This window comes from Rouxiella chamberiensis, from assembly GCF_026967475.1.
In the GTDB taxonomy this organism is placed as follows: domain Bacteria; phylum Pseudomonadota; class Gammaproteobacteria; order Enterobacterales; family Enterobacteriaceae; genus Rouxiella; species Rouxiella chamberiensis.
In genome coordinates, this window is sequence record NZ_CP114058.1 from 3,399,838 (window position 1) to 3,421,180 (window position 21,343).

Consider the following 21,343-nt stretch of genomic DNA (forward strand, 5'->3'; position numbering starts at 1 on the left):
TAACGGCCAACTTAATGGCCGCTAACATTAAATCAGAAAAGAGTTCATTCCAGCGTAGGATTCATATGACGAAGGTCGAACGGTGTTATCTGATAAACGTAATAATTCAACCAGTTGGTAAAGAGCAAATGGCCGTGACTACGCCAGCTTGCCTTGGGAGCCAACTCGGGATTGTCTTTAGGGAAATAGTTGTACGGCATGTCAGGCGACAAACCCGCTTCCAGGTCGCGCAGATATTCTCCGGCCAGCGTGCCGGCATCATATTCAGGATGCCCGGTTACAAAGGCCATGCGCTTGTCCTTGGTGGCAAAAAGATAAGCGCCCGCATCTTCTGATTCAGCCAGAATATCCAAATCGGTATATTTGCGCAGTTCCTCAATCGGGAAGTCGGCATAACGCGAATGAGGAGCCAGAAACGTCTCGTCAAAACCTCGTGTCAGCAAGGCCAGCGGTTGCAATGTTTGATGCCCGTAAACGCCTGACAACTTGGTTTCGCGGGTCATTTTGGGGGTGCCATAAAGCACGTTCAACGCGGCCTGTACCGCCCAACAGACGAACAGGGTTGAGGTCACGTGCTCCTTTGCCCAGTGAACGATACGTTCTATCTGCGGCCAATAGGCGACGTCACAGAAATCGACCAGCCCCAATGGCGCACCGGTCACAATCAGGCCATCATAATTATCATGTTGAATATCTTCAAAATTACAGTAGAAGTTATTCAAATGCTCGGCAGGCGTATTCTTGGATTCACGACTGTCGATCCGCAGCAGCTGTACATCAATCTGCAGCGGAGAATTGGAAAGCAGACGTAGAAACTGGTTCTCCGTCTCAATCTTTTTCGGCATCAAATTGAGTATCAGCACTTTCAAGGGGCGAATTTCCTGAGTTTTCGCACGCGACGAGGTCATCACAAAGACATTCTCGTTGCGCAGGAAACTCACGGCTGGTAACTCATCTGGAACCCGAATCGGCATAACAACTTCCTCACTGCATCCGCTTATACGTTTAGACATCTAGATGCCCGAAGATAACGGTTTTTGGAGACTATGTCGAGCCTGCATCTGCTAGGTGAAAATTATTCAGCTTTAAGAGTATTTTCATAACAAAGGGTTATTTATCGAGCAGAAATACGTGAATTTAGCTATTAGGAAAGAGGAAGTAGAGAGGGTTTTTAGTGTGAAAAATCACCCGTACAGCGACATATTCATCAACTACATGTGAATTTGGGTAAGCATTAGGCAAATAAAAAGGCCCGCGTCGACAGACGGGGGCCTTTCCCTGGGGGTTTTTCATGCTTTGCAGACACAAAAAAACCCCAGTCTTTCGACTGAGGTTTTTCCGTTTGTTTGATGCCTGGCAGTTCCCTACTCTCGCATGGGGAGACCCCACACTACCATCGGCGCTACGGCGTTTCACTTCTGAGTTCGGCATGGGGTCAGGTGGGACCACCGCGCTACTGCCGCCAGGCAAATTCTGTTTTATTCCCACCGCTTTCCCCATCAATCAGGGTAAGCCATCGGAACCAATCTTCGAACAAGCTGATAGTTAAAACTGCGTCTCTCCAAAACACCTTCGGTGTTGTAAGGTTAAGCCTCACGGGTCATTAGTACTGGTTAGCTCAATGCATCGCTGCACTTACACACCCAGCCTATCAACGTCTTGGTCTTAAACGTCCCTTCAGGGGGCTTATAGCCCCAGGGAAGACTCATCTCGAGGCAAGTTTCGCGCTTAGATGCTTTCAGCGCTTATCTTTTCCGCATTTAGCTACCGGGCAATGCCATTGGCATGACAACCCGAACACCAGTGATGCGTCCACTCCGGTCCTCTCGTACTAGGAGCAGCCCCTCTCAATCTTCCAACGCCCACGGCAGATAGGGACCGAACTGTCTCACGACGTTCTAAACCCAGCTCGCGTACCACTTTAAACGGCGAACAGCCGTACCCTTGGGACCTACTTCAGCCCCAGGATGTGATGAGCCGACATCGAGGTGCCAAACACCGCCGTCGATATGAACTCTTGGGCGGTATCAGCCTGTTATCCCCGGAGTACCTTTTATCCGTTGAGCGATGGCCCTTCCATTCAGAACCACCGGATCACTATGACCTACTTTCGTACCTGCTCGAGCCGTCACTCTCGCAGTCAAGCTAGCTTATGCCATTGCACTAACCTCACGATGTCCGACCGTGATTAGCTAACCTTCGTGCTCCTCCGTTACTCTTTGGGAGGAGACCGCCCCAGTCAAACTACCCACCAGACACTGTCCTCACCCCAGATTATGGGGCCGAGTTAGAACATCAAACATTAAAGGGTGGTATTTCAAGGTTGGCTCCACGCAGACTGGCGTCCACGCTTCAAAGCCTCCCACCTATCCTACACATCAAGGCTCAATGTTCAGTGTCAAGCTATAGTAAAGGTTCACGGGGTCTTTCCGTCTTGCCGCGGGTACACTGCATCTTCACAGCGAGTTCAATTTCACTGAGTCTCGGGTGGAGACAGCCTGGCCATCATTACGCCATTCGTGCAGGTCGGAACTTACCCGACAAGGAATTTCGCTACCTTAGGACCGTTATAGTTACGGCCGCCGTTTACCGGGGCTTCGATCAAGAGCTTCTCCTTGCGGATAACCCCATCAATTAACCTTCCGGCACCGGGCAGGCGTCACACCGTATACGTCCACTTTCGTGTTTGCACAGTGCTGTGTTTTTATTAAACAGTTGCAGCCAGCTGGTATCTTCGACTGTCTTCGGCTCGGGAAGCAAGTTCCTCCACCTGGTGACAGCGTGCCTTCTCCCGAAGTTACGGCACCATTTTGCCTAGTTCCTTCACCCGAGTTCTCTCAAGCGCCTGAGTATTCTCTACCTGACCACCTGTGTCGGTTTGGGGTACGATTCAATGTTACCTGATGCTTAGAGGCTTTTCCTGGAAGTGCGGCATCAACTGCTTCATCACCGTAGTGACTCGTCATCACGCCTCGGGGTTAAAGGTGAACCGGATTTACCAGGAACACCCCCTACACGCTTAAACCGGGACAACCGTCGCCCGGCCAGCCTAGCCCTCTCCGTCCCCCCTTCGCAGTAACACCGAGTACAGGAATATTAACCTGTTTCCCATCGACTACGCCTTTCGGCCTCGCCTTAGGGGTCGACTCACCCTGCCCCGATTAACGTTGGACAGGAACCCTTGGTCTTCCGGCGTGCGGGTTTTTCACCCGCATTATCGTTACTTATGTCAGCATTCGCACTTCTGATACCTCCAGCAGACCTCACAGTCCACCTTCGACGGCTTACAGAACGCTCCCCTACCCAACAACGCCTAAGCGTCGCTGCCGCAGCTTCGGTGCATGGTTTAGCCCCGTTACATCTTCCGCGCAGGCCGACTCGACCAGTGAGCTATTACGCTTTCTTTAAATGATGGCTGCTTCTAAGCCAACATCCTGGCTGTCTATGCCTTCCCACATCGTTTCCCACTTAACCATGACTTTGGGACCTTAGCTGGCGGTCTGGGTTGTTTCCCTCTTCACGACGGACGTTAGCACCCGCCGTGTGTCTCCCGTGATAACATTCTTCGGTATTCGCAGTTTGCATCGAGTTGGTAAGCCGGGATGGCCCCCTAGTCGAAACAGTGCTCTACCCCCGAAGATGAGTTCACGAGGCGCTACCTAAATAGCTTTCGGGGAGAACCAGCTATCTCCCGGTTTGATTGGCCTTTCACCCCCAGCCACAAGTCATCCGCTAATTTTTCAACATTAGTCGGTTCGGTCCTCCAGTTAGTGTTACCCAACCTTCAACCTGCCCATGGCTAGATCACCGGGTTTCGGGTCTATACCTTGCAACTTGACGCCCAGTTAAGACTCGGTTTCCCTACGGCTCCCCTATGCGGTTAACCTTGCTACAAAATATAAGTCGCTGACCCATTATACAAAAGGTACGCAGTCACACCACGAAGGTGCTCCCACTGCTTGTACGTACACGGTTTCAGGTTCTATTTCACTCCCCTCGCCGGGGTTCTTTTCGCCTTTCCCTCACGGTACTGGTTCACTATCGGTCAGTCAGGAGTATTTAGCCTTGGAGGATGGTCCCCCCATATTCAGACAGGATGTCACGTGTCCCGCCCTACTCATCGAACTCACAGCCTGTGCGTTTTTGTGTACGGGAGTATCACCCTGTACCCTGCGACCTTCCAGACGCTTCCACTAACGCACAAACTGATTCAGGTTCTGGGCTGTTCCCCGTTCGCTCGCCGCTACTGGGGGAATCTCGGTTGATTTCTTTTCCTCGGGGTACTTAGATGTTTCAGTTCCCCCGGTTCGCCTCGCATGGCTATGTATTCACCATGCGATAGTGTGACGTATCACACTGGGTTTCCCCATTCGGGTATCGTCGGGTATAACGGTTCATATCACCTTACCGACGCTTTTCGCAGATTAGCACGCCCTTCATCGCCTCTGACTGCCTAGGCATCCACCGTGTACGCTTAGTCGCTTAACCTCACAACCCGAAGGTGTCTTTGCAGACGCGTTCGAAGCCGTGATTATTTGAGAGACTCTGCTGCAGGTTACTCACTGCCCAATACTTCTACGGGGGCAGATTTCAGCTGCAGCGTTTCAATTTTTCAGCTTGTTCCAGATTGTTAAAGAGCAAAATACTTCGCAGCACACTGTTGCCAGTATACTCTGAAGTATTACGTGAACCGTATGGATATGGTGGAGCTAAGCGGGATCGAACCGCTGACCTCCTGCGTGCAAGGCAGGCGCTCTCCCAGCTGAGCTATAGCCCCATACAGTCACTAACAGATACCTTTATCACTCATCCTTCAGATGAGTCAGCCAATGCTTTTCTAATCAAGGCGGAGTCTCACGACGTTTGCCTGTGCAAACGATGTGGGGCGACAACGCGGAGTAGGAAAGGATTGGTAGGCCTGAGTGGACTTGAACCACCGACCTCACCCTTATCAGGGGTGCGCTCTAACCACCTGAGCTACAAGCCTATAAAGGTATTTCTGCTCGTTACTATTTCATCAGACAATCTGTGTGGACACTGCACAATGCGTATCTTGAGGTAAGGAGGTGATCCAACCGCAGGTTCCCCTACGGTTACCTTGTTACGACTTCACCCCAGTCATGAATCACAAAGTGGTAAGCGCCCTCCCGAAGGTTAAGCTACCTACTTCTTTTGCAACCCACTCCCATGGTGTGACGGGCGGTGTGTACAAGGCCCGGGAACGTATTCACCGTAGCATTCTGATCTACGATTACTAGCGATTCCGACTTCATGGAGTCGAGTTGCAGACTCCAATCCGGACTACGACGCACTTTATGAGGTCCGCTTGCTCTCGCGAGTTCGCTTCTCTTTGTATGCGCCATTGTAGCACGTGTGTAGCCCTACTCGTAAGGGCCATGATGACTTGACGTCATCCCCACCTTCCTCCGGTTTATCACCGGCAGTCTCCTTTGAGTTCCCGACATTACTCGCTGGCAACAAAGGATAAGGGTTGCGCTCGTTGCGGGACTTAACCCAACATTTCACAACACGAGCTGACGACAGCCATGCAGCACCTGTCTCAGAGTTCCCGAAGGCACTAAGCTATCTCTAGCGAATTCTCTGGATGTCAAGAGTAGGTAAGGTTCTTCGCGTTGCATCGAATTAAACCACATGCTCCACCGCTTGTGCGGGCCCCCGTCAATTCATTTGAGTTTTAACCTTGCGGCCGTACTCCCCAGGCGGTCGACTTAACGCGTTAGCTCCGGAAGCCACGCCTCAAGGGCACAACCTCCAAGTCGACATCGTTTACAGCGTGGACTACCAGGGTATCTAATCCTGTTTGCTCCCCACGCTTTCGCACCTGAGCGTCAGTCTTTGTCCAGGGGGCCGCCTTCGCCACCGGTATTCCTCCAGATCTCTACGCATTTCACCGCTACACCTGGAATTCTACCCCCTCTACAAGACTCTAGCTTGCCAGTTTCAAATGCAGTTCCCAAGTTAAGCTCGGGGATTTCACATCTGACTTAACAAACCGCCTGCGTGCGCTTTACGCCCAGTAATTCCGATTAACGCTTGCACCCTCCGTATTACCGCGGCTGCTGGCACGGAGTTAGCCGGTGCTTCTTCTGCGAGTAACGTCAATCGCTGCAGCTATTAACTACAACGCCTTCCTCCTCGCTGAAAGTGCTTTACAACCCTAAGGCCTTCTTCACACACGCGGCATGGCTGCATCAGGCTTGCGCCCATTGTGCAATATTCCCCACTGCTGCCTCCCGTAGGAGTCTGGACCGTGTCTCAGTTCCAGTGTGGCTGGTCATCCTCTCAGACCAGCTAGGGATCGTCGCCTAGGTGAGCCATTACCCCACCTACTAGCTAATCCCATCTGGGCACATCCGATGGCGTGAGGCCCGAAGGTCCCCCACTTTGGTCTTGCGACATCATGCGGTATTAGCTACCGTTTCCAGTAGTTATCCCCCTCCATCAGGCAGTTTCCCAGACATTACTCACCCGTCCGCCGCTCGTCACCCAGAGAGCAAGCTCTCCCGTGCTACCGCTCGACTTGCATGTGTTAGGCCTGCCGCCAGCGTTCAATCTGAGCCATGATCAAACTCTTCAATTAAAAGTTCGATTTGCTGAAACCAGTTCAGCGATGCTCAAAGTTACTTCACATCATTCATAATGAATTACTGCTTGGTCACTCTAAGACTTGATATTTTTTGCCACCGAGGTGGCGGATATCGTCTTGTGAGTGCCCACACAGATTGTCTGATAAATTGTTAAAGAGCAGTGAGTTACGCGCTTTCGCTTGCTAACTCGAGGTGGCGTATATTACGCTTTCCTCATTTGATGTCAACCGTTTATTTTCGCGGTCACCATCATTTTTAATTCTTCCCGACTCGTTCACACCGCGTTGCTGCTGCGTTGTTCCCTGTCGTTGGAGCGGCATTATAGGGAGTTCTCAAAAGCCCGCAACCCCTAATTTCAATAAAAAATACCGTTTGCTGCAATACACAGCAAAAGCGGGGTTTATACCGATTTGTGCACAAAGTTATCCACAATGCATATTGAAACTCAAATTTGACGCGCATCGCGCAATCGTTTTCGCTACAATATCGCGCGTCTGAATATACCGACACTCTCTGCAATAATGGCGTCTACAGCGCCTGCGGAACCTTATCTGAATCCAATCCGGCGTTTTTCTTCTTTATATACGTCTATATAGAAGAGAAGAACGCGAATTGAATTCACGTAACGCTCTCTTATTGCGACTCCAAAGCCAAGGGATAAAACCACCATGTCACAACGTCGTCCAATCCGCCGCGCGCTGCTCAGTGTTTCTGACAAAGCCGGTATCGTAGAATTTGCACAAGCCCTCTCTCAGCGTGGAGTGGATTTACTTTCCACCGGTGGCACCGCCCGCCTGCTTGCTGATGCAGGTTTGCCAGTGACGGAGGTCTCGGACTACACCGGCTTCCCGGAAATGATGGATGGACGCGTCAAGACACTGCACCCTAAAGTGCACGGTGGTATCCTCGGCCGTCGCGGCAAGGACGACGAGATTATGGGTCAGCACGACATCGCGCCCATCGATATGGTTGTCGTCAACCTCTATCCGTTCGCGGCAACCGTTTCGCGTCCTGACTGTTCGCTTGAAGATGCGGTCGAGAATATCGATATCGGCGGTCCAACCATGGTTCGCTCCGCGGCCAAGAACCACAATGACGTGGCGATTGTAGTCAAGAGCAGCGACTACTCCTCTATTATTGAAGAGATGGATGCCAACGACGGTTCCCTTCTGCTGGCGACCCGCTTCAACCTGGCTATCAAGGCTTTCGAGCACACGGCTTCCTACGACGGCATGATTGCCAACTACTTTGGTACTCTGGTGCCTGCCTACCACGGCGACACCGAATCGGCTTCCGGCCAGTTCCCGCGTACCTTGAACATGAGCTACATCAAGAAGCAGGATATGCGCTACGGTGAAAACAGCCACCAGCAAGCTGCCTTCTATATAGAAGAGAATGTTTCCGAAGCCTCTGTTGCCACCGCGCAGCAGCTGCAAGGCAAGGCACTCTCCTATAACAACATTGCCGACACCGATGCCGCGCTGGAATGCGTGAAAGAGTTCGCCGAACCGGCCTGCGTTATCGTCAAGCATGCCAACCCGTGCGGCGTTGCGGTAGGTGGCAACATTCTTGAAGCCTACGAGCGTGCCTACAAGACTGACCCGACTTCCGCGGTTCGGCGGCATTATCGCCTTTAACCGCGAACTGGATGCGACCACGGCCAAAGCCATCATCAGCCGTCAGTTCGTTGAAGTGATCATCGCCCCTTCCGTGAGTGAAGAAGCGCTGGCGCTGACCGCGACCAAGCAAAACGTGCGCGTTCTGACCTGCGGCCAGTGGCAGGATCGCCAGACCGCGCTGGACTTCAAGCGCGTCAACGGCGGCCTGCTGGTTCAGGATCGCGACCTGGGTATGGTCGAAGCTTCAGACCTGCGCGTTGTGACAACCCGTCAGCCGACCGAACAGGAGCTGACCGACGCGCTGTTCTGCTGGAAAGTGGCCAAGTTCGTTAAATCCAACGCCATTGTCTATGCACGCGATAAAATGACTATCGGTATCGGCGCGGGCCAGATGAGCCGCGTTTACTCCGCGAAAATCGCCGGGATCAAAGCCGCCGACGAAGGTCTGGAAGTGGCCGGTTCCGTTATGGCTTCCGACGCCTTCTTCCCGTTCCGCGATGGCATCGATGCCGCCGCCGCAGTGGGCATCACCTGTGTTATTCAGCCGGGTGGTTCAATGCGTGACAACGAAGTGATCGAAGCCGCCAACGAACACGGAATTGCGATGCTGTTCACCGACATGCGTCACTTCCGTCATTAATCCATCGCGGTCATAATTATTGCAGCAGGCACCGCCGGTGCCTGCTTATCCGGAGTCTTCGAATGAATATTTTAATTATCGGTAACGGCGGACGTGAACACGCGCTGTCCTGGAAAGCGTCCCAGTCTCCTCTGGCAGACAAAATCTACGTCGCGCCCGGCAATGCCGGTACTGCGCTTGAGCCGCTGCTGGAAAACGTGAACATCGCCGCGACCGACGTTGCGGGTCTGCTGGCCTTTGCCCAGAGCCACGATATCGGCCTGACCATTGTCGGTCCCGAAGCCCCGCTGGTTATCGGCGTGGTCGATGCCTTCCGTGCTGCCGGTCTGAAAATCTTTGGCCCGACGCAGGCTGCCGCACAGCTTGAAGGGTCCAAAGCCTTCACTAAAGATTTCCTGGCGCGTCACGCCATTCCAAGCGCCGACTACCAGAACTTCACCGACATTGAACTTGCCCTTGCCTATCTGCGTACCAAAGGCGCGCCGATTGTTATCAAGGCCGACGGTCTTGCTGCCGGTAAAGGCGTGATTGTGGCCATGACGATGGAAGAAGCCGAAGCCGCCGTGCATGACATGCTGGCAGGCAACGCCTTTGGCGACGCGGGCCACCGCATTGTTATCGAAGAGTTTCTTGATGGCGAAGAAGCCAGCTTTATCGTGATGGTTGATGGCGAAAACGTGGTGCCAATGGCCACAAGCCAGGATCACAAGCGCGTAGGCGATGGCGATACCGGCCCGAACACCGGCGGCATGGGGGCCTATTCTCCTGCACCGGTCGTGACCGATGAAATTCACCAGCGCGTCATGGATCAGGTTATCTGGCCCACCGTGCGCGGCATGGCGGCCGAAGGCAACGTCTACACCGGTTTCCTGTACGCCGGACTGATGATTTCTGCCGACGGTCAGCCTAAAGTTATCGAATTCAACTGCCGCTTTGGCGACCCGGAGACGCAGCCTATCATGCTGCGTCTGCGCTCCGATCTGGTCGAGCTGTGCCTTGCCGGTGCTGAAGGCCGTCTGAACGAAGTTACCTCCGAGTGGGATCCTCGTCCTTCACTGGGCGTGGTACTGGCGGCGGGCGGTTATCCGGGCGATTATGCCAACGGTGAGGTTATCCACGGGCTGCCGCTGGAAGAAGTGCCGGACGGCAAGGTTTTCCAGGCCGGAACGCGTTTGCAGGATGAACGGGTCGTGACCAACGGCGGACGTGTGCTTTGTGTTACGGCGCTGGGTAACACCGTTGCCGCCGCGCAGCAGCGTGCGTATGAACTGGCGAAGGACATTACGTGGGAAGGCAGTTTCTGTCGTAAAGATATCGGCTATCGCGCGATTGCCCGCGAGCAGGGTAAATAATTTCCCCTGCGCTTCTCAAAACCCGCCGCGTGCGGGTTTTTTTATGGCCGGAATTCGATAAGAAAGGCTGATTAATTAAGCTCGCCGGCCTTGGGTTCCCAGCGGCAGAAATCTTCGTTCGCCACCAGCAGCAGTTCATTGCCTTCCGGCGCGGTCAGCCAGGCAAGACCTAGCTTGTCATTCGCTTTGGCGGCGCGTTTGGCCAGCCAGACCTGAGAGCGCACATTGAGGCTCAAGGTCACCGGCGTACCGGCACAGGTGGTTATCACGCCCTGTCGCCAGCGGCCCTGCACCAGCTGGACATTTCCGGCACGCAGCGTTTTACTGAGGTTCAGGACTTTGTCGGCCTGATATTTGAAGCGCTCGATTTCATCCGTGGACAGTTTTTCGCGCGAGTCCATCAGCTGACGCTGCATAAAGCTCACGTTGCCTTCCTGATCGAATCTTAATGTCACGCCCAGCTCTTTGGTGGCGGCATGACTTTCCTTGATCAGGTGCAGATGGTTGTCGACGTATTCATAGCGGGTGATCACCGTGTCCTTGCCGTAATACGGGCTGTAGACGTTGATCAGGGTTTGGGGTTGATGATGTTCGTCATCTTCACGCCACAGGCGATATATGCCTTGGTCGGCGACGTAGCCGCTTGCGCTGAAAAGAGGGGGATTCTGACTGGAACTACATCCGACCAGACTGAGGGCCAGTAACGCAGCCGCCAGTCTGGGGGTAATAAACGAAAGGGACCGCGCCGGCCCCTCGCTTATTCTTTTCACTGCAAGCAATTACTTAACAGCTTCTTTCAAAGCTTTGCCTGAAACGAACGCTGGAACGGTAGCAGCAGCGATTTTGATTTCTTTGCCTGTCTGCGGGTTACGACCAGTGCGCTCGTTACGTTGATTGACCTTAAAAGTCCCGAAACCAACTAATTGTACAGCTTCACCCTCTTTCAGAGACTCGGTAATAGCGGACAGAGTAGATTCAAGAGCAAGTTTAGCCTGTGCTTTAGAAAGATCAGCTTTGTCAGCAATTACATCAATCAGTTGAGTCTTGTTCATAAGTTATCCTTTACAGTGTGTTTATCGTTTGCAAAGCATCGAGTGCGACGGATATGCCGATTGACAGCACCCTCCTGCATACACGCACCGATAGCCACTTTTTGTTTCGCACCCCAAATGTAGACCAGACAGGGTACGGATGTGAAGCCTTGAGACACGACAAATAAGGCGTTAAATCACGTTTTAGTGCCTTATTGCGTTAAATTTATCCCAATGTTACTCACAGCGGCTTCACGCAGGTCAGAACGTAACCCTTTTATCAATTCGAGGTCACGTTCTTCACAGTCAGCCAACAGGCGGAAAATCTCCCATTGGATGTCCCATTCTTCTTCAACAGCCGGTATGACTTTCAGCTCTTCATCGGTCATTTCCCTGCCCGCCTGAGTCATCTCCAGCATGGCAACGGTTCGGATTGATGTTTCGCTGATAGCGATGGCATGTGCCAGTGTTTCACCGCTCAAACGCGAGTGAATCAGCTCACCCAAAGCGATACAGGCATCGATTGCCGGATAAACGCCGTAAAGATCGTAGTCTTCTGCCGAAGGAATCGCTTCCTCAAGCTTTTCGAGCTGGGAGTCAAAGTTAACCTTTGCATCTTTTATTACAAGCGTTTCCCACACCAGATCCAGAATTTTGCGATAAATCTGGGGTTCACCGAACCCGGATTGCAGGCAAAACATCTGATAATTGGGATACATACGCTCGCAAAGGCTCGCCATAAACGTCAGATGTTGCCAGCTTTCCAGCTTTTCCAGACGTAAATGAATCGGGTTACGTAACATGTTTTTTCTCGTTAACTTTTCTGGGCGGGAGTTTACCTGAAATTATGACAGCCTCCTACGCCTGGATTCTTAAAGCAGGCCGCTCAGCCGTTGCCAGCGCTGAAAAGCGGTGCGATTGGAGGCGACGGCGTCAGCCCAGCGAGTGGGTTCGGGCAGGCGGTATCCTCGGGTGCATTGTTCAACCCAGTAAAGGGCCGATTCCATGCCGATATTATTGCCGGGAGAGATAAACAGCGGATTGCAGCGCAACTTGCTGCGCCATACCCAGCCAATCTGCTCGTCGCGGTCCCACAGCGCCTGCCTGGCGCCCGCTTCATCGCCGACGGGCAAAAACTTGCCGCACAGACGGCTTTTCGCCACACCAATAGTCGGCACGTCAATGGTCAAACCAAAATGGCTGGCTACGCCAAGACGCCGTGGATGGGCGATGCCCTGCCCATCAACCAGCAGCAAATCGGGCGTATGCTCCAGCAGCTGCCACACTTCGGTCAGTGCCGGGCATTCGCGAAAGGACAGAAAGCCGGGAATATACGGGATTTGCGTGGGGATACGGGCAATCTTGTGCTCCACCAGCGTCATCGACGGATAATGCAGCACGGCAACGGCGGCGCGGGTAACATCGCCGCCCTCTTCAAAGCCGATATCGGCGCCAGCAATATACACCGGATTGATGCCGGAAACGGGGTCTTCGAGCACCAGTTGCTGGGCCTTGACTCGCTGGTTCTTCGCGCATTGCTCCGGTATCAATCATGCTGACTCCTGTCTTTATCAAGCTTCGTGGTACTGACGAGACAGCGAATGCACTGCCTCGACAAAGGCACCGGCGTTTTCTGGCGGAACATCCTGATGGATGCCGTGACCGAGGTTGAAGACGTGTCCGTTACCCTGACCGTAGCTGGCCAGAATCGTCTCGACTTCACTTTCGATGCGCGCCGGTGAAGCATAGAGCATAGACGGATCCATGTTGCCCTGCAGAGCCACTTTGTCACCTACGCGACGACGGGCTTCGCCGATATCGGTGGTCCAGTCCAGCCCCAGCGCGTCACAACCGGTGGCCGCAATCGCCTCCAGCCACTGACCGCCGCCTTTGGTGAACAGCGTAACCGGTACGCGACGACCGTCGTTTTCACGGATTAACCCATCGACAATCTTGTGCATGTAGTTCAGGGAGAACTCGAGATAGTCGCGGCCCGTCAATACGCCGCCCCACGAGTCAAACACCATCACCGACTGGGCACCGGCCCTGATCTGCGCATTCAGATACAGAATGACGCTGTCGGCCAGTTTGTCGAGCAGCAGATGAAGCGTAGCCGGTTCGGCATACATCATCTTCTTGATTTTGGTAAAGGCCTTGCTGCTGCCGCCTTCAATCATGTAGGTCGCAAGCGTCCACGGACTGCCCGAAAAACCGATCAGCGGCACTTCGCCCTTGAGGTTTTTACGGATGGTGCGCACCGCGTTCATCACATAACCCAGCTCGCCTTCCGGATCGGGAATGGGCAGTTTGGCTACGTCGGCATGGCAGGTCAGCGGCGAAGCGAAACGCGGACCTTCGCCCGCTTCGAAATAGAGACCCAGACCCATTGCGTCGGGGATGGTCAGAATATCCGAGAACAGGATCGCGGCATCCAGCGGATAGCGGCGCAAAGGTTGCAGCGTGACTTCACAGGCCAACTCGGCATTTTTGCACAGTGACATGAAATCGCCCGCCTGGGCACGCGTCGCTTTATACTCCGGCAAATAGCGGCCTGCCTGACGCATCATCCAGACCGGGGTGACATCAACGGGCTGGCGTAACAGCGCGCGCAGGTAGCGATCGTTCTTTAACTCGTTCATTCTAGGCAAGATCCTTAATAATCTGCTGATCTTTGTGGGCATATCGAGCCCATAACGGCGACCTGACCTCTTTCGACAAAGGTCAGGTGCCTAAAAATAAGGCGGACATTGTAGCACGTCGGGCCTAGGAATCTCCCTCTGCGCGGCACAGAACCACCGTGTCTTCTATCAAACGACGGGCGATGGTGCCGACGGCGGGCAGCAGCGGCAAGGCATCGAAGCGATACCAGCCGGCATTGAGCAACTCCTTGGGATCATGCCGTATTTCGCCGCTGTCGTAATCGGCCATAAATGCCATCATCAGCGAATTCGGGAACGGCCACGGCTGGGAGCTGACGTAGCGGACGTTTTTAACCTTGATATTGCTCTCTTCCATCACTTCGCGGGCGACGGTCTCTTCCAGCGTTTCACCCACTTCGGCAAAACCGGCCAGCACGGTGTGAACACCTCCGCGATGACGGACGTGCTGCGCGAGCAGAATTTCGTCGCCGCGCCGAATGGCGACGATGATGCACGGGGCAATTTGCGGGTAATACCGTTCTTTACAATGTCCGCAAAGTGCGGCCCATTCGGTTTTGCTGACGTGCATTTCATGCCCGCAATACCCGCAGAACTTATGTGACCGATAGAACTCGGAAAGTTGCACGCCACGGCCGACCAATTGGAATAATTCGCGATCCTGATCCAGTAATTGTCGCGCAGAAAGCATATGATCCTTCATGCTTTTGCGGATCATCCAGACAGGTTCACCCTGCCACTCGCCAATCTGTCGGCCAATGTTGCCCGCGAGCGAAAATGCGCTGGCGGATCCGTTCGGCAAAGATCCTTCCGGTAACCACAATTTGCCTTCATAGCTGACTATCCACCAGCCGCTGTGTTGATCTGTTATCTGGATTTCCATGTTGTTGTTGCCTAACCTCGACTACACTGACAGTCTGGAAGAAAAAGTTACTTTAGTAAGCTTTAACCTTTGATGAATTTAAAAACATACTCACGGAGTCAACCATGTTAACTCGTCTCGAAAGGCTGACCCAACGCGTTGGCGGCAGTAATGAGCTAGTCGATCAATGGCTACACGCACGTAAAGAACTTCTGGTTTCCTACCTTACGCTTGTTGGGCTGAAACCAAATAAAGAAACTCATATCCCGCTTAACGAAAAGGCCCTGGACAGTTTTTGTCACCATCTGGTTGATTACCTTTCTGCCGGTCACTTCCACCTCTATCACAGGATAGTTGAAGAAGTCGATGGCACCCAAGCCGTGATTGCCCAGCAGGCCGCCGCAAGAATTTTCCCTGCGCTGGAAGCCAATACGGAAACCATCATGGCATTCCACGACAGCTATACCGAAACCGAATTCAAAGACGAAGACATCTTTGCCTTCAACTACGCCCTGTCTGATATCGGCGAAGCGCTCGATGCCCGTTTCGAGCTTGAAGATCAACTCATTATGGTGGCGATGGCCTCTAAATTCGAATCCTTGCCGCCTGTTGCAAACGACGAAGCCATAGTACGACCTGCTTAACAGTTTTGCCGAAAAACCCTGCAAAGGGTTGTGTTTTAGAATCAGCCTCGTATATTGAGGTTTCTTAAACGGCCTGCACATGCAGGCCCATTCTTGTCGGAGTGCCTAGCGTAAACCCTGATTTATCGGGAATTTACCAGGCTGAGACCGTTAATTCGGGATCCGCGGAACCTGATCGGGTTAGTACCCGCGAAGGGAACAAGAGTAATTAATTGCGTTTGGCTTTTCTCGCCGCTTTCTCTTTATACGAAGCGCGACAAGATTCAGATACACGCTTACTCCCGCCGTAAACCTCCTGACAAGCAATTTTCCCTTTCGCTAATCACGAGGAATTTGCTATGTCGAACACCCCTGAACAGCCGACCCCGTCGGTAAAAAAACCAGCAACCGCCGTCAGCAACGCGCCGAAGCGCAGGCTTTTATCGACAGCCTGCAAGGTGTCGCCTTCCCGAACTCCAAACGTATTTATCTTCAGGGCAGCCGCGCCGATATTCAGGTGCCGATGCGCGAGATCCAGCTCAGCCCGACCATGATCGGCGGCAGCAAGGAGGATCCCAAATTTGAAGACAATGAAGCGATCCCGGTTTATGACACCGCAGGCCCCTACGGCGATCCTGATTCAAAAATCGATGTGCATCGCGGTCTCGACAAGGTACGCGCCAGCTGGATAGCCGCCCGTCAGGATACGGAAGAACTGCCGCAGGTCAGCTCCGGTTTTACCCAGCAGCGCATGGCCGATGAAGGTCTAGACCATCTGCGGTTCGAACATCTGCCAAGACCGCGCAAGGCCAAGGCCGGGAAATGCGTGACCCAGCTGCACTACGCGCGTCAGGGTATTGTGACGCCAGAGATGGAATATATTGCGCTGCGCGAAAACATGGGCCGCGAGCGTATCCGTGGCGAAGTGCTGCTACAGCAACATCCGGGCGAAAGCTTTGGTGCCAACCTGCCGCAAAATATCACCCCCGAATTTGTTCGTGACGAAGTGGCCGCCGGCCGGGCGATTATTCCTGCCAATATCAATCACCCCGAATCCGAGCCGATGATCATTGGCCGCAACTTTCTGGTGAAGATCAATGCCAATATCGGGAACTCCGCCGTGACCTCGTCCATCGAGGAGGAAGTGGAAAAACTGGTGTGGTCAACGCGCTGGGGCGCAGATACCGTAATGGATCTGTCAACGGGTCGCTATATTCACGAAACCCGTGAATGGATTATGCGCAACAGTCCGGTGCCTATCGGCACGGTGCCGATTTATCAGGCGCTGGAAAAAGTGAACGGCGTGGCGGAAGACCTGAACTGGGAGATGTTCCGCGATACGCTGCTGGAGCAGGCCGAGCAAGGCGTCGACTATTTCACCATTCACGCGGGCGTTTTACTGCGCTATGTGCCAATGACCGCCAAACGATTAACCGGCATCGTGTCGCGCGGCGGCTCAATCATGGCGAAATGGTGTTTGTCGCACCACAAAGAGAGTTTCCTGTATCTGCATTTTCGTGAAATCTGTGAAATCTGCGCCGCCTACGATGTTTCGCTGTCGCTGGGCGACGGCTTGCGTCCCGGCTCCATTCAGGATGCCAATGACGAAGCGCAGTTTGCCGAGCTGAAAACGCTGGGCGAGTTGACCAAAATCGCCTGGGAATATGACGTGCAGGTGATGATTGAAGGGCCGGGCCATGTGCCGATGCAGATGATCCGCCGCAACATGACCGAAGAGCTGGACAAGTGCCACGAAGCGCCGTTCTATACCCTCGGGCCGCTCACCACGGATATCGCCCCCGGTTACGATCACTTCACCTCCGGCATTGGTGCGGCGATGATAGGCTGGTTCGGCTGCGCGATGCTTTGCTATGTCACGCCGAAAGAGCACCTCGGCCTGCCGAACAAGGAAGATGTCAAACAGGGTTTGATCACCTACAAGATAGCGGCGCACGCGGCGGATCTGGCGAAAGGCCATCCGGGCGCGCAGATCCGCGATAACGCCATGTCGAAGGCGCGCTTCGAATTCCGCTGGGAAGATCAGTTCAATCTGGCGCTGGATCCGGGCACCGCCCGCGCCTACCACGATGAAACCCTGCCGCAGGAGTCGGGCAAGGTCGCGCATTTCTGTTCAATGTGCGGGCCGAAATTCTGTTCGATGAAAATTACCCAGGAAGTGCGCGATTACGCCGCTGCGCTTGAAGCCAAGGCAATTCCTATCGACGTGGTCGAAACGGGCATGCTGGAAATGTCGAAAACCTTCCGCGCGCGGGGCAGTGAACTTTACCATCCCGCGGACAACGTCGAAGCCGAGGTGGGTAAATGAAGATCCCCGCCTCCGCATTCCCGAAAGTTCCCTACTATCTTGGCCTTTATCCGGTCGTCGACAGCCTTGAATGGGTGCGTCGTCTGCTGCAAGTCGGCGTGAAAACGCTGCAACTGCGAATCAAGGATTTGCCCGACGCCGAGGTTGAACCCGCCATTATCGAGGCTATCAGACTGGGCCGCGAGGCCGACGCACGGCTGTTTATCAACGATTACTGGCGACTGGCGGTAAAACATCGTGCTTACGGTATTCATCTGGGTCAGGAAGATCTCGATGACACCGATCTGCTGGCGATTCATGACGCCGGGCTGCGTCTCGGCGTGTCGACCCACGATGAATCGGAACTCGCGCGGGCGGTCAGCGTGCGCCCTTCCTATATTGCCCTCGGACACGTATTCCCGACGCAAACCAAGCAGATGCCGTCTTCACCGCAGGGCCTGCAGGAGTTGGCACACCATGTCCACCAGCTTGGCGGCCGTTTCCCAACGGTGGCGATTGGGGGCATCAGTCTGGATCGCGTTCAGTCGGTCATGGACTGCGGCGTCGGCAGCGTCGCGGTCGTCAGCGCGATCACTCAGGCTTCGGATTGGCAGGCGGCCACGCGGCAGTTACTGGCACTCTGCCCTTATCGGGATGATCCTCATGCTCAATGACAACGAATTTATGCGCTACAGCCGCCAGTTGCTGCTGGAAGACATCGGTATGGATGGGCAGGAAAAAATCCGTGCGGGCAAGGTGCTGATTGTCGGACTCGGCGGTCTTGGCTCGCCGGCGGCGCTTTATCTGGCGGCGGCGGGCGTCGGCACGCTGTTTCTGGCCGACGACGATACCCTGCACGTCTCCAACCTCCAGCGGCAGATTCTGTATCGTACTGCCGATACCGATGACTACAAGGCGAAAGTTGCCCAGCGCGAGCTGGGCAAGCTGAACCCGCTGTGTCGGACCGAGGTGTTTACCTCGCGACTCGACGAAGGCAATTTACAGGCCATTGTCGCACAGGCGGATCTGGTTCTGGACTGTAGCGACAACATGGCGACTCGTCATGCGGTCAACAAAGCCTGTGTCGAAGCCGGAAAAACCCTGATAAGCGGCAGCGCCGTGGGCTTTAGCGGTCAGCTTCTGGTGATTGAACCGCCCTATGCGCACGGCTGCTATCGCTGTCTTTATCCTGACCTCGATACACCGACCCGCAACTGCCGCACTGCCGGCGTATTGGGGCCGGTGGTCGGCGTCATCGGCACACTTCAGGCGCTGGAAGCCATCAAGATGCTGGCGGGTTGCGCCAGCCCGCTTTCCGGCAAACTGCGGCTGTTTCGACGGCAAACAGCAGAGCTGGCGCACCTTGCAGCTTGCGCCATCGGCAGGTTGTCCGGTGTGCGGGGGCACGCAATGAACATTACCGTCAATGACAGTGATTACCAGTTCGAGGCTCCCATTACGCTGGACGGATTACTGGCGTTTCTCGAACACTCTCAGTCCGGCAGTGCGCTTGCGGTCAATCAGGTCATCGTTCCCCGCCCGCAGTGGGCGGAACATCGACTGGAAGACGGCGACAACGTCGTGATATTTCAAGCCATTGCAGGAGGATGACCCATGCTCAAGATTGCTGATACCACCTTTACCTCACGCCTTTTCACCGGCACCGGAAAATTCTCGAGCGCAGCATTGATGCAGCAGGCGATTGTGGCTTCCGGGACGCAGCTAGTCACCATGGCCATGAAACGCGTGGATTTGCAGCGCGGCGGTGACGATATACTGCGCCCGTTAGAGGAGTTGGGTTTACGGCTGCTGCCCAATACTTCCGGCGCGAAAACGGCGGAAGAGGCGATTTTCGCCGCCCGACTGGCGCGTGAAGCGCTGGGCACGCACTGGGTAAAACTCGAGATCCATCCCGACCTGAAATATCTGCTGCCCGATGCCGTGGAAACGTTGAAAGCCGCCGAGGCGCTGGTTAAACAAGGCTTTGTCGTCTTACCCTATTGCAGCGCGGATCCGGTGCTGTGCAAACGCCTCGAGGAAGTCGGCTGTGCGGCGGTCATGCCGCTCGGTGCGCCTATCGGTTCCAATCAGGGTCTGCAAACGCGCGAATTTCTGCGCATTATCATTGAGCAGGCCAAGGTTCCGGTGGTTATCGATGCAGGTATCGGCGCGCCCAGTCAGGCCGCCGAAGCGCTGGAACTCGGCGCCGATGCGGTGCTGGTCAATACGGCGATTGCCGTGGCAGGAAATCCGGTCGCCATGGCGCAGGCCTTTAAACTGGCCGTGGAGGCGGGGCATCTGGCACGGGTCAGCGGCTTGGGAGGTAAATCGGCACAGGCCTATGCATCAAGCCCGTTGACCCAGTTTCTGGAGAATGTGCAGGTATGAAAAATTATCAAGGCTCCGGTTTTCAGGATCACTGGAAAACGCTGGACTGGGATGACATTTCGCTGCGCATCAACAGCAAAACGGCGGCGGATGTCGAGCGGGCGCTGAACAGCCCGCGTGTGAGCCGTGAAGATTTTATGGCGCTTATCTCGCCTGCCGCCCTGTCGTATCTCGAGCCTATGGCGCAAAAGGCGCAGCAGCTTACCCGCCAGCGTTTCGGCAATACGGTCAGTTTCTTTGCGCCGCTTTATCTTTCCAATCTTTGTGCCAACGAATGCACCTATTGCGGGTTTTCGATGAGCAACAAGATAAAGCGCAAGACGCTGGACGAGATTGAGATCGAAAAAGAGTGCGAGGCGCTGAATGCGCTGGGGTTTAAACATCTGCTGCTGGTGACGGGTGAGCACAAGACCAAAGTCGGCATGGATTATTTCAGACGACATTTCCCGGCGATCCGTCGTCATTTCAGTTCGTTGATGATTGAAGTCCAACCCCTGGAGCAGGATGAGTATGCCGAGCTGAAAACGCTGGGTCTTGATGGGGTGCTGGTTTATCAGGAAACCTATCATGCCCCCACCTACGCGCTGCATCATCTGCGTGGGCAAAAGCAGGATTTCCTGTGGCGGCTTGAAACGCCCGATCGTCTAGGACGCGCCGGAATCGACAAGATTGGTCTGGGCGCGCTGTTTGGTTTGTCGAATAACTGGCGGACCGACAGTTACATGGTGGCCGAGCATCTGTTTTATTTGCAGAAACACCTATTGGCAAAGCCGCTATTCGGTGGCGTTTCCGCGTTTACGTCCTTGTGCGGGCGGTATCGAACCGGCATCGATACTCGATGAAAAACAGCTGGTGCAGCTGATTTGCGCCTTCAGACTATTTGCGCCTGATGTTGAACTCTCTTTATCGACCCGTGAATCGCCCTATTTCCGTGATCACGTGATCCCTGTAGCGATAACGACCGTGAGCGCCGGTTCCAAAACGCAGCCCGGCGGCTATGCCGAGGATGATAAACCAGAGCTGGAACAGTTTGAACCGCACGACAACCGTCCACCAGCACGGGTCGCCGAAGCGCTGACTCAGGCAGGATTACAACCGGTGTGGAAAGATTGGGATCGGCATTTAGGCAGAAGGCTCTAACCCCATATTGCCAGATATCCATCCGTCAGGCGGCTCCCTGAGGTTTTCTCCGGTAAGTGACGGGTGAAATGAGGACGGCCAACGGAGTGGCAGTGTGCAAGATAAAAGGTAAAAAAAC

Annotated in this window: 12 protein-coding genes, 2 tRNA genes, 3 rRNA genes, 4 pseudogenes and 1 riboswitch; of the genes and pseudogenes, 9 read left to right on the forward strand and 12 right to left on the reverse strand. The window is 54.3% G+C overall.

Features of this window, described 5'->3' with window-relative positions:
- Positions 1-44 precede the first annotated feature (44 nt).
- From metA to O1V66_RS15780, 6 genes are all read right to left on the reverse strand, one after another.
- Entirely contained in the window at positions 45-974 is a 930-nt protein-coding gene (metA, locus tag O1V66_RS15755) for a homoserine O-acetyltransferase MetA (RefSeq protein WP_045048243.1), read from the reverse strand.
- Between the two features lie 377 nt (positions 975-1,351).
- Positions 1,352-1,467: ribosomal RNA gene (gene rrf / locus O1V66_RS15760) — 5S ribosomal RNA — on the reverse strand.
- 115 nt (positions 1,468-1,582) lie between these two features.
- A 23S ribosomal RNA gene (locus O1V66_RS15765) occupies positions 1,583-4,488 on the reverse strand.
- Positions 4,489-4,701: 213 nt separating this feature from the next.
- Positions 4,702-4,777 (reverse strand) — tRNA-Ala (locus tag O1V66_RS15770).
- A gap of 133 nt (positions 4,778-4,910) precedes the next feature.
- A tRNA-Ile gene (locus O1V66_RS15775) sits at positions 4,911-4,987 on the reverse strand.
- A gap of 72 nt (positions 4,988-5,059) precedes the next feature.
- Positions 5,060-6,601, reverse strand: a 16S ribosomal RNA gene (locus O1V66_RS15780).
- Together the 16S, 23S and 5S rRNA genes with 2 tRNA genes alongside form the textbook arrangement of a ribosomal RNA operon.
- 675 nt (positions 6,602-7,276) lie before the next feature.
- On the opposite strand from O1V66_RS15780, the pseudogene purH reads away from it, so the two are divergent.
- Together purH and purD are read left to right on the forward strand one after the other, a co-directional pair.
- Positions 7,277-8,867: pseudogene (gene purH, locus O1V66_RS15785) on the forward strand (bifunctional phosphoribosylaminoimidazolecarboxamide formyltransferase/IMP cyclohydrolase).
- Positions 8,868-8,929: 62 nt separating this feature from the next.
- Positions 8,930-10,219, forward strand: a complete 1,290-nt coding sequence (gene purD, locus O1V66_RS15790; RefSeq protein WP_045049822.1) for a phosphoribosylamine--glycine ligase — start codon at positions 8,930-8,932, stop codon at positions 10,217-10,219.
- Between the two features lie 71 nt (positions 10,220-10,290).
- On the opposite strand, the gene O1V66_RS15795 is transcribed toward purD, so the two are convergent.
- The 6 genes and pseudogenes from O1V66_RS15795 to nudC form a co-directional block, all read right to left on the reverse strand.
- Positions 10,291-10,980, reverse strand: a complete 690-nt coding sequence (locus O1V66_RS15795; protein WP_414058486.1) for a DUF1481 domain-containing protein — start codon at positions 10,978-10,980, stop codon at positions 10,291-10,293.
- An 18-nt stretch (positions 10,981-10,998) separates the two neighbouring features.
- Positions 10,999-11,271 (reverse strand): nucleoid-associated protein HU-alpha, encoded by a 273-nt coding sequence (hupA, locus tag O1V66_RS15800; RefSeq protein WP_045049823.1) that lies wholly within the window; start codon positions 11,269-11,271, stop codon positions 10,999-11,001.
- A gap of 191 nt (positions 11,272-11,462) precedes the next feature.
- Entirely contained in the window at positions 11,463-12,053 is a 591-nt protein-coding gene (locus tag O1V66_RS15805; protein ID WP_045049824.1) for a YjaG family protein, read from the reverse strand.
- A 69-nt stretch (positions 12,054-12,122) separates the two neighbouring features.
- Positions 12,123-12,804 (reverse strand): annotated as a pseudogene (gene nfi / locus O1V66_RS15810) (deoxyribonuclease V).
- Between the two features lie 17 nt (positions 12,805-12,821).
- Entirely contained in the window at positions 12,822-13,889 is a 1,068-nt protein-coding gene (hemE, locus tag O1V66_RS15815; protein WP_045049826.1) for a uroporphyrinogen decarboxylase, read from the reverse strand.
- 124 nt (positions 13,890-14,013) lie between these two features.
- Complete coding sequence (gene nudC, locus O1V66_RS15820; RefSeq protein ID WP_045049827.1) at positions 14,014-14,790, reverse strand: NAD(+) diphosphatase; 777 nt, start codon at positions 14,788-14,790, stop codon at positions 14,014-14,016.
- Between the two features lie 104 nt (positions 14,791-14,894).
- On the opposite strand from nudC, the gene O1V66_RS15825 reads away from it, so the two are divergent.
- The 7 genes and pseudogenes from O1V66_RS15825 to thiH all read left to right on the forward strand — a co-directional run bounded on the left by O1V66_RS15825 (position 14,895) and on the right by thiH (position 21,225).
- Positions 14,895-15,413 carry an Rsd/AlgQ family anti-sigma factor gene (locus tag O1V66_RS15825; RefSeq protein WP_045049828.1) on the forward strand — a complete coding sequence of 173 codons (519 nt, stop codon included), beginning with the start codon at positions 14,895-14,897 and terminating at the stop codon, positions 15,411-15,413.
- A gap of 87 nt (positions 15,414-15,500) precedes the next feature.
- Positions 15,501-15,628, forward strand: a riboswitch (TPP riboswitch).
- A gap of 206 nt (positions 15,629-15,834) precedes the next feature.
- On the forward strand, positions 15,835-17,718 hold the full coding sequence (gene thiC, locus O1V66_RS15830) for a phosphomethylpyrimidine synthase ThiC (protein ID WP_187329844.1): 1,884 nt from the start codon (positions 15,835-15,837) through the stop codon (positions 17,716-17,718).
- Complete coding sequence (gene thiE, locus O1V66_RS15835; protein WP_045049830.1) at positions 17,715-18,371, forward strand: thiamine phosphate synthase; 657 nt, start codon at positions 17,715-17,717, stop codon at positions 18,369-18,371. Before thiC ends, thiE begins: the two co-directional genes overlap by 4 nt.
- Positions 18,361-19,111, forward strand: a pseudogene (locus tag O1V66_RS15840) (HesA/MoeB/ThiF family protein). Before thiE ends, O1V66_RS15840 begins: the two are co-directional and overlap by 11 nt.
- Positions 19,108-19,308, forward strand: coding sequence for a sulfur carrier protein ThiS (gene thiS, locus O1V66_RS15845; RefSeq protein WP_045049832.1), 201 nt, complete (start codon positions 19,108-19,110; stop codon positions 19,306-19,308). The pseudogene O1V66_RS15840 and the gene thiS overlap by 4 nt, the downstream one beginning before the upstream one ends.
- Before the next feature lie 3 nt (positions 19,309-19,311).
- The gene (locus O1V66_RS15850; RefSeq protein WP_045049833.1) at positions 19,312-20,085 is read left to right on the forward strand and encodes a thiazole synthase; all 774 of its coding nucleotides are present in this window, start codon (positions 19,312-19,314) and stop codon (positions 20,083-20,085) included.
- Positions 20,082-21,225, forward strand: a pseudogene (gene thiH, locus O1V66_RS15855) (2-iminoacetate synthase ThiH). The gene O1V66_RS15850 and the pseudogene thiH overlap by 4 nt, the downstream one beginning before the upstream one ends.
- Positions 21,226-21,343 lie beyond the last annotated feature (118 nt).

Excerpts from the sequence above, each read along its gene's own strand:
- metA (WP_045048243.1), bottom strand. The coding sequence starts at position 974 with ATGCCGATTCGGGTTCCAGATGAGTTACCAGCCGTGAGTTTCCTGCGC.
- purD (WP_045049822.1), top strand. The coding sequence starts at position 8,930 with ATGAATATTTTAATTATCGGTAACGGCGGACGTGAACACGCGCTGTCC.
- hupA (WP_045049823.1), bottom strand. The coding sequence starts at position 11,271 with ATGAACAAGACTCAACTGATTGATGTAATTGCTGACAAAGCTGATCTT.
- O1V66_RS15805 (WP_045049824.1), bottom strand. The coding sequence starts at position 12,053 with ATGTTACGTAACCCGATTCATTTACGTCTGGAAAAGCTGGAAAGCTGG.
- hemE (WP_045049826.1), bottom strand. The coding sequence starts at position 13,889 with ATGAACGAGTTAAAGAACGATCGCTACCTGCGCGCGCTGTTACGCCAG.
- nudC (WP_045049827.1), bottom strand. The coding sequence starts at position 14,790 with ATGGAAATCCAGATAACAGATCAACACAGCGGCTGGTGGATAGTCAGC.
- O1V66_RS15825 (WP_045049828.1), top strand. The coding sequence starts at position 14,895 with ATGTTAACTCGTCTCGAAAGGCTGACCCAACGCGTTGGCGGCAGTAAT.
- thiE (WP_045049830.1), top strand. The coding sequence starts at position 17,715 with ATGAAGATCCCCGCCTCCGCATTCCCGAAAGTTCCCTACTATCTTGGC.
- thiS (WP_045049832.1), top strand. The coding sequence starts at position 19,108 with ATGAACATTACCGTCAATGACAGTGATTACCAGTTCGAGGCTCCCATT.
- O1V66_RS15850 (WP_045049833.1), top strand. The coding sequence starts at position 19,312 with ATGCTCAAGATTGCTGATACCACCTTTACCTCACGCCTTTTCACCGGC.